Source organism: Mycobacterium sp. (assembly GCF_019247635.1).
Classification (GTDB): Bacteria; Actinomycetota; Actinomycetes; order Mycobacteriales; family Mycobacteriaceae; genus Mycobacterium.
The window spans coordinates 1-13,268 of record NZ_JAFBAR010000056.1 but is presented as its reverse complement, the minus strand read 5'-3'; the positions used below and the strand labels follow the sequence as shown (position 1 = coordinate 13,268).

Below are 13,268 nucleotides of genomic sequence, written 5' to 3'. Positions count from 1 at the left end.
CATCGCGATCCGCTCGTCGAGATCGAACATGCCCTTCTTGGCGGGGTTGACCAGGATCGCGACCACGACTTCGTCGAACTGGGCGGCGGCGCGCTCGAAGACGTCGACGTGGCCCAACGTCACCGGGTCGAAGGACCCCGGGCAAACCGCGCCGCTCATGCTTCGCGCCGGCAACGATGCAGAGCCATGCGATGAGTAGGAGCGGCGCCCATGTCCAGACGGTAGCAGGGCCGCTAACCCAGTTCGGCCAGCTCCAGGCGGGTGTCGCCGTACACCCGGGACTCCCACGGACTCCAATCGACCGGCCAGGTCAGCTCCGCCCGACCGGCCGCACGCTCGATGACCGCCAGGGCACCCGGCCGCACCCAGCCATGAACGGTCAAAGCGGCGACGACGCCCTCGATTTCGCCGGTGTCGACGTCGTAGGGCGGGTCGGCCAGCACCAGGTCCACCGCCACGGCAGACCCACCGGCCAAAACAGCCGAGACGGCGCCGCGGCGCACCGTGGCACCGACCAGACCGAGATCCGTGACGTTGCGCTTGATGACGGCCGTGGCGCGTTGGTCTGACTCCACGAACATTGCCGACCCGGCACCGCGCGACAGCGCCTCGAGCCCGAGGGCGCCCGAGCCGGCGTACAGGTCCAGCACCGCCAGCCCGGCCAGGTCCCGTCGCGCGGTCAGGATGTTGAACAGCGACTCACGTACCCGGTCGGTGGTCGGCCTGGTGCCCTGCCGCGGCACGGCGATGCGCCGCCCCCCGGCGGCGCCGCCGATGATGCGGGTCAATTGCGCTTCGCGGTCAGCTCACCACCACCAGAAGGTCGCCGCCCTCCACCTGCGCGGTGCTGGACACCGCTACCCGCTCCACGGTGCCGTCGTTGGGCGCGGTGATCGGCGCTTCCATTTTCATCGCCTCGATAGTGGCGACGGTCTGCCCGGCGGTCACCTGATCGCCGACGGCAACTCCCACCGTGACGACCCCGGCGAACGGCGCGGCGATGTGCCCGGGATTGCCCCGATCGGCCTTCTCCGCGGCCGGGATCTCGCTGGCGATGCTGCGGTCGCGCACCAGCACCGGCCGCAGCTGGCCGTTGATGATGCACATCACCGTGCGCATGCCGCGTTCGTCGGGCTCGGAGATGGCCTCCAGCCCGATCAACAGCTCCACCCCGCGCTCCAGTTTCACCCGGTGCTCCTCGCCCTGCCGCAGGCCATAGAAAAACTGGTTGGCCGACAGCTGCGAGGTGTCGCCGTAGGCTTCCCGGTGTTCTTCGAATTCCCTTGTCGGGCCGGGGAACAGCAGCCGGTTCAGGGTGGCCTGGCGCTTGGGTCCGGCCGCTGCCAGCGCGATCTCGTCGTCGGCGGTCAGCTGCTGGGTGGGCTTGGGCTCACCGCGTCCAGCCAGCGCGGCCGTGCGCAGCGGCTCGGGCCATCCGCCGGCCGGATCACCCAGCTCGCCGCGCAGGAAACCCAGAACGGATTCCGGGATATCGAATCGTGCTGGGTCAGAAGCGAATTCGTCAGCGCTCAAACCCGAGCCGACCAATGCCAGCGCCAGATCCCCGACCACCTTCGACGACGGGGTGACCTTGATCAGCCTGCCCAGCACCCGGTCGGCGCCGGCGTAGGCCTCCTCCACTTCCTCGAACCGGTCCCCTAAGCCCAGCGCAATGGCCTGCTGGCGCAGGTTGGACAGTTGGCCGCCCGGGATCTCGTGATGATAGACCCGGCCAGTGGGCCCGGGCAGCCCGGATTCGAAGGGCGCGTACACCTTTCGCAGGGCCTCCCAGTACGGCTCCAGCGCGCACACCGCCGCGAGTGACAGGCCGCTGTCGTAGTCGGTGTGTGCTGCGGCGGCGACGATCGAGCTCAGCGCTGGCTGACTGGTGGTTCCGGCCAACGGCGCGGCGGCTCCGTCGACCGCGTCGGCCCCGGCCTGCCACGCCGCCACGTAGCTGGCCAGTTGACCACCGGGGGTGTCATGGGTGTGGAAGTGGATTGGCAGGTCGAAGCGACTGCGCAGCGCACTGACCAACACGTGCGCGGCCGGCGCCCGCAGCAGCCCGGCCATGTCCTTGATGGCCAACACATGCGCGCCGGCGTCCACGATCTGCTCGGCCAGCTTGAGGTAGTAGTCCAGCGTGTAGAGCCGCTCGCCCGGGTCGGTCAGATCGCCGGTGTAGCACATCGCGACTTCAGCTATGGCAGAACCAGTTTCGCGCACCGCATCGATCGCCGGGCGCATGGACTCGAGGTTGTTCAGCGCGTCGAAGATGCGGAAGATGTCGATACCGGTGGCCGTCGCTTCCTCCACGAACGCCGAGGTGACCAGCTCCGGATACGGCGTGTAGCCAACGGTGTTGCGTCCCCGCAGCAGCATCTGCAGGCAGATGTTGGGCATCCGTTCGCGCAGCGCGGCCAGCCGCTCCCAGGGGTCCTCCTTGAGGAAACGCAGCGCCACATCGTAAGTCGCCCCGCCCCAGCACTCCACCGACAGCAGCTGCGGCATGGTCCGGGCGAGATACGGTGCCACCATGAGCAATCCGCTGCTTCGCACCCGAGTGGCCAGCAACGACTGGTGGGCGTCGCGGAAGGTGGTGTCGGTAACGCCGACGGCCGGTGACTCGCGCAGCCAACGCGCGAAACCCTCCGGCCCCAGTTCGACCAGGCGTTGCTTGGACCCCGCCGGGGGCGCGGCCTGCAGGTCGTCCGGATCTATGTAGGGCAGCTTGTCGTGCGGGTAGACCGTTGACGGCCTGGTCCCGTGCGGCTTGTTGACGGTGACATCGGCCAGGTAGGTGAGAATCTTGGTGCCACGGTCTGCCGACGACCGCGCGGTCAGCAGCTGCGGGCGCTGGTCGATGAAGGACGTGGTGACGCGGCCGGCCTGGAAGTCCGGATCGTCTAGAACCGCCTGCAGGAACGGGATATTGGTGGACACCCCGCGAATCCGGAACTCCGCCATGGCCCGTCGCGCGCGGTTGACTGCCGTCGGGAAGTCACGGCCCCGACACGTCAGCTTGACCAACATGGAATCGAAGTGCGCGCTGATCTCCGCCCCCAGGTTGGTGCTGCCGTCCAACCGAATGCCCGCGCCGCCGGGCGTGCGCAACGCGCTGATTCGACCGGTGTCGGGCCTGAAGCCGTTGGCGGGATCCTCGGTGGTGATCCGGCACTGCAGCGCGGCACCGTGCGGCGCGACGGCGTTTTGGCTCAGTCCGAGGTCGTCGAGCGTCTCGCCGGCGGCGATGCGCAGTTGGCTGGAGACCAAGTCGACGTCGGTGATCTCCTCGGTGACGGTGTGCTCCACCTGTATCCGCGGGTTCATCTCGATGAAGACGTACTCCCCGCTCTCGTCGAGCAGAAACTCTACGGTGCCCGCGCAGCTGTACCCGATGTGGCGGGCGAAAGCGACCGCGTCGGCGCAGATGCTCTCACGCAGTTCAGGTTCCAGGTTCGGCGCCGGCGCAAGCTCGATGACTTTCTGGTGCCGACGTTGCACGCTGCAGTCGCGCTCGTAGAGGTGGATCACCTCGCCGTGCGCGTCGGCGAGGATCTGCACCTCGATATGACGCGGGTTGAGCACCGCCTGCTCCAGATAGACGGTCGGGTCCCCGAATGCCGACTCGGCTTCCCGGCTGGCGGCTTCGATCGCTTCGGGCAGCGCGGCGCTATCGGCGACGCGGCGCATGCCACGGCCGCCCCCACCGGCCACCGCCTTGACGAACAACGGGAAGCGCATCCCTGCCGCCGCGCTCACCAACTCGTCCACGGACGCCGACGGCGCGGAAGACTCGAGCACCGGCAGGTTGGCCTCGCGGGCCGCGGCGATCGCCCGCGATTTATTTCCGGTCAGCTCAAGCACTTCGGCGCCAGGGCCAACGAACGTGATGCCCGCGGCGGCGCACGCCGCGGCGAGATCCGGGTTCTCCGACAAGAACCCGTAACCGGGATAGATCGCGTCGGCGCCCGCCCGGCGTGCGGTTTCGACGATTTCGTCCACCGACAGGTAGGCCCGCACCGGGTGACCGACCTCGCCGATCTGATAGGACTCGTCGGCCTTGAGCCGATGCAGCGAATTGCGGTCTTCGTACGCATAGACGGCCACCGTGCCGATGCCGAGTTCATAGGCAGCGCGGAAGGCGCGGATCGCAATCTCCCCACGGTTGGCGACCAGCACTTTGGAGATCATCTGCGCCCCTCGCCTAAAGAAGTGTCGACCAATAGTTCCAGAACCGAACCATAATCAACAGAAACACGGCGGTGAACCAGAGCACCGCGATCGACCACCGCCATCGGTAGCACACCCGCGCGGCGTCCCAGGTTCGTCCGGCCCTGGTCTCGAGCAGCGGACGAAGCACGATGCCTGACAGCACCACCAGCAGCGTGATGGTGACCGCCCAGACCACCATGCAGTACGGACACAGGGCGCCGATGCGGTACAGGCTCTGAAAGATCAGCCAGTGCACCAACCCCGCGCCGATCAGGGTCCCCGCGCTCAATCCGACCCAATACCATTGCGGCAGAGTGACATTCGTGACCGCCAGCACGCCGCTGACCACGACAATGGCGAAGCCGGCGATGCCGAGTAGCGAATTGGGAAAGCCCAGCACCGATGCCTGCGGGGTGATCATCACCGAGCCGCACGACACGATCGGGTTGATGTTGCACGACGGCACGTACGACGGGTTGAGCAGGATGTCGATCTTTTCCACCGTCAAGGTCATCGAGGCGACGAAGCCGATGACGCCCGCGATCAGCACCCACCACGCGCCGGGTGCGGGCACCGGTGCACCGCGTGCCGGTGTCAGGTCGCCCGAGCGCCCCTCCGGTTGCGCTGACACCTCAGCGGTCACCGTGCCTCACGTTGCCTCAGGAAGCCTCAGGAAGCCGCCGAAGCCGCAACCGAGTCGATGCCCGGCACGTCGCCCACGATCTCTTTGATCTTGGCGACCAGCGCGGCCGGCGTCGACCACTGGTATTCCTGGCCGTTGATCTTGACCGTCGGGGTCCCGTGGATGCCCGCCGCGCCGGCCTCGTCGGTGACCTTGCTCAGGTATTTGCCGCTGTTCACGCAGTCGGGCACCTTGCCGGCCGCACCGTTTTCGCGGGCGAGTTCGATCAGCCGCGCGTTGTCGGGAAACGAGCTGCCGGTTTCGGAGGGCTGGATGTCCGTGCTGTACAACGCGGTATGGAAACGGCGGAACGCGTCCAGGGATTCGTCGGCGACGCACAGGGCCGCCGCGCCCGCCCGCGAGGAGTAGTTCTGATTGCGGCCGCTGTCGAGGATCGCCACCATCGAGTAGTCGGCCTCGATGGCGCCGATGTCGATGAGCTTGGACACCGTCGGCCCGAAAGTCCGCTCGAAGTTGCCGCACGCCGGGCACAGGAAGTCCTCGTAGAAGGACATCAAGGCCTTGGGGTTGCTGGTCCCGGGTTGGGTGACCAGCTTGCTCGACGTCACCCGAACCGTGTCGCCGCCGCCGGCGCCGACGGCCGCGGGGCTGCCCTTCTTGTTGTGCACGATCCAGAAGACGACGCCGACCAGGAGCAGCACGACGAACGCGGTGGCCGCGATGGGGATGAACCGGCTGGACCTGCCGCTGGCGGACTTCAGATCGAAGCGCTCCGGACGCTTGGGTTTGTCGGCCACTTGTTCGGGGTCCTCACGTGTGCGGGCGGTGTCTGGCTGGTGCCGATCGAAGCGCCTCTAGACTACCGACGCCGCAGGGCGTGCGGGTTAGGCCCGGCTCAGGTGCGCACGCAACGCCGAGATCAGCTCACTCGTGCCGGTCTCGCTACCGCCGCCGAGCGGAAACAGATTAGCGAAGCCGTGCGTCAGCGAACCCAGGCAACGCAGATCCACCGGCGTCCCGGCGGACCGCAGCGCCACCGCGTAGCTCTCGCCTTCGTCGCGCAGCGGGTCGAAACCGGCGACGGCGATCAGCGCCGGCGCCAACCCGGACAGGGACTCCGCCAGCAACGGCGACACTCGCGAATCTGCCGGCGCGATGTCCGAGTCCCTGAGGTACTGCGCCTGGAAGAAGTCCATGTCGCGTTTGGTCAGCAGGAAGCCGCGGGCGAACAGGCTCAGTGAGCGCGTCTGCGCGGTGAAGTCGGTGCGTGGGTAGATCAGCCACTGCAACACCGGGGCGGGGCCCCCGCTGTCGCGCGCCATTTGGGCGACGACGGCGGCCAGGTTGCCGCCCGCGCTGTCGCCGCCCACCGCGACCTGGCCGGGATTCGCGCCAAGGTCGGTGGCGTGCTCATACGCCCACTGGAAGGCCGCGTAGGCATCCTCGATGGCGGCCGGAGCCGAGTGTTCGGGAGCCAGCCGATAGTCGATCGAGAGCACGTGGATGCCGGCGTCGCGGCAGGTCAACCGGCACAGCGCGTCGTGGGTATCCAGGTCTCCGATCACCCAGCCGCCGCCGTGGTAGAAGACCAGCATCGGCGCGGGTTCCCCACCGGGCGCCCGGTAGTGCCGAGCCCGAATCTCGCCGGCCGGTCCGGGCAGCGAGACGTCGTCGACATCGACGTGAATCTGCGGGCCGGGAAGCTCCTGCGTGCTCTGGCGCATCAGCGCGCGGGACGCGGCGACGTCGTCGTTGACGACCAGGCCGTCGATGCCCACGGCGCGCAGTCCCTGCAGCATCAGCTGCAGAGTCGGATCGAGCGTGTTGCCGTCGATGATGACGGCGCGCCCGTGCGTCAGCGCGCGCTTGGCCGCCGTCGGGGTCCACGAGATGACTTTGGCGCCCACGCTGGTGACCGTGTTCTGCACGCGACTCAGCCAGCGCGTGTGCGCGCCACTCAGTCCGGGAGCCAGGTCCTGCGTGCCTGGCAGACTTTTAGTCATGGCTGCCCTCTCGATCACACTGAACGACGGTCACTCGATCCCCGCCGTCGGACTCGGAGTCTTCAAGATCGAGCCGGCGGACACCGTGCGAGCGGTGGGTGCCGCGCTGCGCGCCGGTTATCGGCATATAGACACCGCGGCCGCCTACCGAAACGAACGGGAGACCGGGCGAGCGGTTGCCGAATCCGACGTGCCCCGCGACCAACTGTACGTGGTGACGAAGTTAGCGAACCCCGACCAGGGTTACGAGAGCACCCTGCGGGCGTTCGAGGCCAGCATGGACCGGCTCGGCCGTGACTATCTGCAGGATTACCTCGACCTTTACCTGATCCACTGGCCGCTGCCCGCGCTCAACCGGTTCGTCGACACCTTCAAGGCCTTCGCCCACCTGCGCGATCAGGGCCGCATCCGGTCGATCGGGGTCAGCAATTTCGAACCCGAACACCTCACGGTCCTGATCGATGCCACCGGCGTCGTACCGGCCGTCAACCAGATCGAGCTGCACCCGCAGCTGCCCCAGGCGGAACTGCGGGAGGTGCATGCCCGACTGGGCATCGCCACCGAGGCATGGTCGCCGCTGGGGCGGGGATCGCTGTTGACTCATCCGACGGTCACCGCCGTCGCGCATGGCTGCGACAGGACACCCGCGCAGGTGTTGATTAGGTGGCATATTCAACTCGGTAATATCGTGATTCCCAAGTCGGTGAACCCCAGACGGATTGCGAGCAACTTCGACGTGTTCGATTTCGAACTCAGCGCCAAGGACATGGCGTCGATCTCCTCGCTGGATGACGGGACCCGGCTCGGCCCTGATCCGAGAACGTTCACTTCAACAGGTAGGTGATTGACGTTGGCTGGCGAGTCGGGTGCCGGAGTGCCTTCCATTGCCCTCAATGACGAGAACACGATGCCGGTGCTCGGCCTGGGTGTCGCGGAATTGTCTGACGACGAAACCGAGCGCGCGGTTTCGGCGGCGCTGGAAATCGGCTGCCGGCTGATCGACACCGCCGCGGCCTACGGCAACGAGGCCGCCGTCGGCCGCGCGATCGCGGCTTCCGGCATCCCCCGGGCGGAGCTGTTCGTCACCACCAAGCTAGCCACCGCCGACCAGGGTTTCACCAGCGCGCAGGCGGCCTGCAGCGCCAGCCTGGAGCGCCTGGGTCTGGACTACGTCGACCTGTACCTGGTGCACTGGCCGGCCCCGTCGATGGGCAAGTACGTGGACGCCTTCGGCGGCCTGATCCAGTCCCGCGGCGACGGCCACGCCCGCTCGATCGGCGTATCCAACTTCACCGAGGAGCATCTCGATACTGTCATCGACCTGACCTTCGTCAACCCGGCGGTCAACCAGATCGAGTTGCACCCCCTGCTCAACCAGGACGAGCTGCGCAAGGCGAATGCGCAGCACAATGTGGTCACGCAGTCCTACACCCCGCTCGTTCTCGGCCGGCTGATGGACAACCCCACCGTGACGTCGATCGCCGGCGAATACGGCAAGACGTCCGCGCAGGTGCTGCTGCGCTGGAACCTGCAATTGGGCAACGCGGTCGTCTTCCGTTCGTCCAAGGCCGAGCGCATCGCCAGCAACCTCGACGTGTTCGACTTCGAACTGGCCACCGAACACATGGATGCCCTGAACGGTCTCAACGACGGCACCCGCCTGCGTGAGGATCCGTTGACTTACGCGGGGACCTGATCCCTTAGCCGGTCGGACAGGTCGCTGCAGCCCGTCGCAGGACGTCCGAGGACGCCGGGTCGACCGGCAGCTGGTAGCCCCGCAGCACGGTGATGAATTGCATGGCGTACTGACAGGCGAACGCGGCGTTGGGAGGCATCCACTCACCGGGCGGCAAATCGCCTTTGTCCTGGTTGGCCTGTCCTTGGACGGCAAGCAGATTCGCCGGATCGTTCGCGAAACGCTTGCGCTCGGGATCGGGCCAGGCGTAGGCCCCCATGTCCCAGGCGTACGCCAGCGGGACGATGTGGTCGATCTGCACCGCTTCGCCGACCTTGGCGCCGCGCTGAAACGCGATGACGGTGTTGGTGTACGGATCATGCAGGGTGCCCGTGGCTACCGCGTTCGGGCACCGCTTGATCGACAGGTAGGTCTTGTCGAGCAGATCGCGGTTGAGGATGTCGTCGCGGGTGTCGCACCCGTTGTGACCGAGCGGGGCGTCGTTGTCGTCGTCCCACGCATCGCCGTACGCCGACCGGCGGTAGTCGTATCGGTGGATCCGCGGCAGCACGCCAACCCCCGCAAGCACGTCGGTCCCGGGCTGCACGGTGGGGACGTCGGCTCGCGCCGCGAACTCCTGCGAACGACGATCCGAAGCGGATCCCACCGTCTGATAGGCGACGATCACCGCGAGCACTGCGGCGAGCGACAACCATAGCAGCACTTTGCGATTCATGATTTGTCCAGATATTCGACGCGGTCGGTGTCCGTGAAATGTCCTGCCAGCAATGCCATTCCGGCATCTGCCGGGTCGTCGGGGTAGGTGCGCGCGCAGAAGTCGCGGGCCGCCTCGATGAGCACCCGATGGTCGGCCAGCGATAGCAGCCGCAGGGTAATCGGCCGGCCGGACTGGTTGCGCCCCAGCACATCTCCCTCGCGGCGCTCCTTGAGGTCCAGGTCCGCAAGCGCAAAGCCGTCGAGGGTGGCCGCGACGGCATCCAGTCGCTCGGCGGCCGACGACCCGGGTGCGACCCAGCTGGCCAGCAGGCACAGGCCCGGATGCTGGCCGCGGCCGATGCGGCCGCGCAGTTGATGCAGCTGACTGATGCCGAACCGGTCGGCGTCCATCACCAACATGACCGTGGCATTGGGCACGTCGACGCCGACCTCGATGACGGTGGTGCACACCAGCACATCGATCTCACCCGCTCGAAACCCCGCCATCGCGGCGTCCTTCTCCTCGGCGGGCAACCGTCCGTGCATGAGGCCCAGCCGCAGGTCCGCCAGTTCGGCCGACCGCAACCGCGCGAAAAGGCCCTCGGCGGTGGCCGACGGCCGGGCGGCCGCGTCGCCATTTTCCGGTTCTTTTCCCGGCTCGTCGGACTCGTCGATCCGGGGTGCGACCACGTAGACCTGCCGCCCGCTGGAGACCTCCTCGATGATGCGCTGCCAAGCCCGCCCGAGCCATGCCGGCTTGTCCTGGACGAAGATGGTCCTGGTGGTGATCGGCTGACGTCCGCGCGGAAGTTCGCGCAGCGTCAAGCTTTCCAAGTCCCCGTAGACGGTCAGGGCGACGGTGCGGGGAATCGGCGTCGCGGTCATCACCAGCAGGTGCGGAGTGACGCCGGTACGGGCCTTGGCGCGCAACTGGTCTCGCTGCTCCACGCCGAACCGGTGCTGTTCATCAACCACCACCATGCCCAGATTGTCGAATTGGACCGCATCCTGCAGCAGCGCGTGGGTGCCGATGACGATGCCGATTTGGCCGTCGGCTATCTCGGCGCGGACCTGTTTCTTCTGCGCGGCCGTCATGGAGCCGGTCAGCAGCGCCAGCCGGGTGGCCTGCCAGCCGTCGCCGTCCACGCTGCCCAACTGGCCGCCCATCGCCAACGGGCCGAGCACGTCGCGCACCGAGCGGAGATGTTGTGCGGCAAGGACTTCCGTCGGGGCGAGCAGCGCACACTGATAGCCCGCGTCGACCATCTGCAGCATCGCCAGCACCGCGACGATCGTCTTGCCCGACCCGACCTCGCCTTGCAGCAGGCGGTTCATCGGACGGTTGGCCGCCAGCCCGCCGGCCAGCACGTCGAGCACCTCACGTTGGCCCGCGGTCAACTCGAACGGCAACTGTCCCAACAGTTGCGCCGCCAGCCCGTCCGGCCGGCGCGGCGCGGACGGTCCCGACTCCGACAGCTCGCCGTGCCGGCGGGCCACCAAGGCCCACTGCAGGCCGACGGCCTCGTCGAAGGTCAGCCGTTCGCGGGCGCGGCGGCGCTCGGTCTCGTCCTCGGCGAGGTGGATGGCGCGCAGCGCGTGGTCTTCGGACATCAGCTGGCGTTCGGCGCGCAGTGTGGCGGGCAGCGGATCCGCCACCGGATCAAGGACGTCGAGCACTTGGCGCACACAACGGAAGATGTCCCAGCTCTGCACTTTGGTGCTGGCCGGGTAGATCGGGAAGAAGCTGCGTTCGAAGTCTTCGATCGCCAGCTCGCCCCTGATCTCTTGCGAGGCGACGGCAATGTTTTTCAACGACCTGGTGCCATGGTGCTTTCCGTCCGGCGAGTCGAGGATGAGGTACGCGGGGTGCGTCAGTTGCATGACGCCCTTGTAGTAGCCGACCTCGCCGGACAGCATCACCTTCGCGTGTTCGGTGAGGTCCTTTTTGATGTAGTCCGCATTGAAGAACGTGGCGGTCACCTTGTCACGCCCGGATCCGACGGTGATCCGGTGACACACCCGCTTCCGCTTCGTCGGCGCGTTGGGCTGCTCCCTCGGCTGCGCCTTCGGTCGCCCCTTCGCCCTCATCGGAAACGTCTCCGTGGCGGTGATCGTGTCGACGATGGTGATGTGCTGGCCGGCTTCCGGGCGCTCCCCGATCGCCCCGTCGGCGCCGCGCACGGCGGCTCCCTCGATGTAGCTGCGCGGGTAGTGGCGCAGCAGGTCGTCGACGGTCCGGATGCCGAACACTTGGTAAAGGGGGCCGGCGGAGTGGGCGCCGATGACGTGATCCAACCGGTCGCTTAAGGACGCCACCGCTACTCCACCCCGATCAGCAGCGCGTCACCGCGGTGGCCGGTACGGTAGGTCAGCAGTTCGGTGCCGGGATGGTTGTCGTGTACATGCCGTTCCAGCACGTCGGCGATGTCATCTTCGCCCGCCTCCAGCCCAGCTCCAACCAGCACCGTCGCCAGGTCGCCGCCGGAGGCCAGCAGCAGGTCGAGCAGGCCGATCGCCGCGGCCGCCGCATCGGCGGCCACGATCAGCACTTCGTCGCCCGCGATGCCCAGACCGTCGCCCGGCTCACAGCTGCCCGCCCAGGTCAGCGCCGACTCGGTGGCGATTCGCACCGAGCCGTGCCGGGCGGCGGCCGCCGCGCGGGCCATCGTGTAGCCGTCGTTGACGGCCTGACGACCCGGTTCGTGAACGGCCAGCGCCGCCAGTCCCTGCACCATCGACCCCGCCGGTATCGGCACCACGTCGATGCCCCACCCGATCGCAGCGGTACAGCCCGCCACCAACTCTTCGGCGGCGATATAGCCGTTGGGCAACACCATCACCTGGGCGGCGCCGGTATCCACCACAGCGCGCATCAACTGGTGCGCGCTGATATTCGTGCAACCGGTCTCGTGGTCCCGCCGCAGCACGCACGCGCCCTCCCCGGCGAACAGGTCGGCCGCCCCGTCGCCGTCGACCACCGCCAGCACCGCACGCTCCCGCGTCCAGCTCCCCACCGGCAGTCCGGTTGCCCCGGAGCTGAGCATCGAGATGACGATCCGGCTGAGTTGTCCAGCCACCAATCCTGCTTCGATGGCGGCGCCCGCATCGTCGGTGTGCACGTGCACCGAGTAGCTGTCGAGCACGTCGGGCGATCCCGACGGCGCCGCCGCGATGGCCACCGATTCGCCCAGCGCACACAGCCGTTCTCGCAGCACATCCGCCGCCGCGGCATCGCAGTCACCGAGCAGGTACATCACCTCGAACTGCGGAGCCGGGCGTTCGGTACCGGTGTCCGCCGCGGCGCGCGGCGACCGCTCGTACACCGCCCGCGCGGGAGAGTGCCCGGTGACGGTCGAACGCAGCGCGTCCAACAGCACCAGCAGGCCGCGGCCGCCGGCATCGACCGCTCCGGCGTCGGCGAGAACGTCGAGCTGCTCGGGGGTTTTCTCCAGCGCGACCACCGCCGCGTCACCGGCGGCGCTGACGGCCTCGGCCAGCCCGTCGCCGGCACAGTCCGCCACGGCGTCGGCGGCCGCGCGCAACACCGAGACGATGGTCCCCGGGATCTCGTCGCCCATTGAGGCGATGACCAGCTCGACCCCCCGCCGCAACGCGGCCCCGAGGAGGGTGGCGTCGATATCGTTCAGTTCGCCATCCGCGTCGGCGCCCGCCGCAGCAGCGGTGGCGTCGGCGATGCCGCGCAGGATCTGGGACAGGATCACCCCGGAGTTGCCCCGGGCACCGTTGAGCGCGCCCGCCGACAGCGCCGCCGCCACCTGAACGACGTCGGACGACCCCGCCCCCGAACTGGCCGCCGAGCCCACCTGAGCCAGCGCGGAACGCATGGTGAACAGCATGTTGGCGCCGGTGTCTGAGTCGGCGACCGGGAACACGTTCAGCCGGTTGATCTCGTCGATATGGGTGATCAGGTCGCTGACCGCGGTGTGCGCCCAATCCCGCAGGGCGGCGGCGTCCAGCCGACGATCCGAACTGCCCAACTGACCCCACCTCCTGC

At 68.0% G+C, this 13,268-nt stretch carries 11 protein-coding genes; 2 read left to right on the top strand and 9 right to left on the bottom strand.

What is annotated here, in order from left to right; genetic code table 11:
• The 6 genes from JO236_RS07960 to JO236_RS07935 all read right to left on the bottom strand — a co-directional run.
• Positions 1-159 (bottom strand): adenylyltransferase/cytidyltransferase family protein (locus JO236_RS07960; protein ID WP_293327018.1); only part of this gene is annotated, 159 nt, incomplete at its 3' end.
• Between the two features lie 74 nt (positions 160-233).
• Positions 234-788 carry a 16S rRNA (guanine(966)-N(2))-methyltransferase RsmD gene (gene rsmD / locus JO236_RS07955; protein WP_293327014.1) on the bottom strand — a complete coding sequence of 185 codons (555 nt, stop codon included), beginning with the start codon at positions 786-788 and terminating at the stop codon, positions 234-236.
• Between the two features lie 13 nt (positions 789-801).
• A complete protein-coding gene (locus JO236_RS07950) occupies positions 802-4,194 on the bottom strand; it encodes a pyruvate carboxylase (protein ID WP_293327012.1) in 3,393 nt (1,130 codons plus the stop codon).
• A 13-nt stretch (positions 4,195-4,207) separates the two neighbouring features.
• Complete coding sequence (locus JO236_RS07945) at positions 4,208-4,858, bottom strand: vitamin K epoxide reductase family protein (RefSeq protein ID WP_293327009.1); 651 nt, start codon at positions 4,856-4,858, stop codon at positions 4,208-4,210.
• 26 nt (positions 4,859-4,884) lie between these two features.
• Positions 4,885-5,655, bottom strand: coding sequence for a DsbA family protein (locus tag JO236_RS07940; RefSeq protein WP_293327007.1), 771 nt, complete (start codon positions 5,653-5,655; stop codon positions 4,885-4,887).
• Positions 5,656-5,742: 87 nt separating this feature from the next.
• Positions 5,743-6,861 carry an alpha/beta hydrolase gene (locus JO236_RS07935; RefSeq protein ID WP_293327005.1) on the bottom strand — a complete coding sequence of 373 codons (1,119 nt, stop codon included), beginning with the start codon at positions 6,859-6,861 and terminating at the stop codon, positions 5,743-5,745.
• Here JO236_RS07935 and JO236_RS07930 point away from each other — a divergent pair.
• Together JO236_RS07930 and JO236_RS07925 are read left to right on the top strand one after the other, a co-directional pair.
• Positions 6,860-7,705, top strand: coding sequence for an aldo/keto reductase (locus tag JO236_RS07930; RefSeq protein WP_293327003.1), 846 nt, complete (start codon positions 6,860-6,862; stop codon positions 7,703-7,705). The two genes, JO236_RS07935 and JO236_RS07930, sit on opposite strands and share 2 nt — an antisense overlap.
• Before the next feature lie 6 nt (positions 7,706-7,711).
• Positions 7,712-8,557, top strand: a complete 846-nt coding sequence (locus JO236_RS07925; protein ID WP_293327001.1) for an aldo/keto reductase — start codon at positions 7,712-7,714, stop codon at positions 8,555-8,557.
• Positions 8,558-8,561: 4 nt separating this feature from the next.
• Here JO236_RS07925 and JO236_RS07920 read toward each other — a convergent pair whose 3' ends face one another.
• Genes JO236_RS07920 through JO236_RS07910 form a run of 3 tightly spaced genes read right to left on the bottom strand, consistent with a single transcriptional unit; the run spans position 8,562 to position 13,251 of the window.
• Positions 8,562-9,272, bottom strand: coding sequence for an HNH endonuclease family protein (locus JO236_RS07920; protein WP_293326999.1), 711 nt, complete (start codon positions 9,270-9,272; stop codon positions 8,562-8,564).
• Positions 9,269-11,569: an ATP-dependent DNA helicase RecG gene (recG, locus tag JO236_RS07915; protein WP_293326997.1), complete on the bottom strand. Its 2,301-nt coding sequence runs from the start codon at positions 11,567-11,569 to the stop codon at positions 9,269-9,271. The genes JO236_RS07920 and recG overlap by 4 nt, the downstream gene beginning before the upstream one ends.
• Positions 11,570-11,571: 2 nt before the next feature.
• Positions 11,572-13,251 carry a DAK2 domain-containing protein gene (locus JO236_RS07910; RefSeq protein WP_293327016.1) on the bottom strand — a complete coding sequence of 560 codons (1,680 nt, stop codon included), beginning with the start codon at positions 13,249-13,251 and terminating at the stop codon, positions 11,572-11,574.
• Positions 13,252-13,268: the final 17 nt, after the last annotated feature.

Excerpts from the sequence above, each read along its gene's own strand:
- JO236_RS07950 (WP_293327012.1), bottom strand. The coding sequence starts at position 4,194 with ATGATCTCCAAAGTGCTGGTCGCCAACCGTGGGGAGATTGCGATCCGC.
- JO236_RS07920 (WP_293326999.1), bottom strand. The coding sequence starts at position 9,272 with ATGAATCGCAAAGTGCTGCTATGGTTGTCGCTCGCCGCAGTGCTCGCG.
- JO236_RS07930 (WP_293327003.1), top strand. The coding sequence starts at position 6,860 with ATGGCTGCCCTCTCGATCACACTGAACGACGGTCACTCGATCCCCGCC.
- JO236_RS07935 (WP_293327005.1), bottom strand. The coding sequence starts at position 6,861 with ATGACTAAAAGTCTGCCAGGCACGCAGGACCTGGCTCCCGGACTGAGT.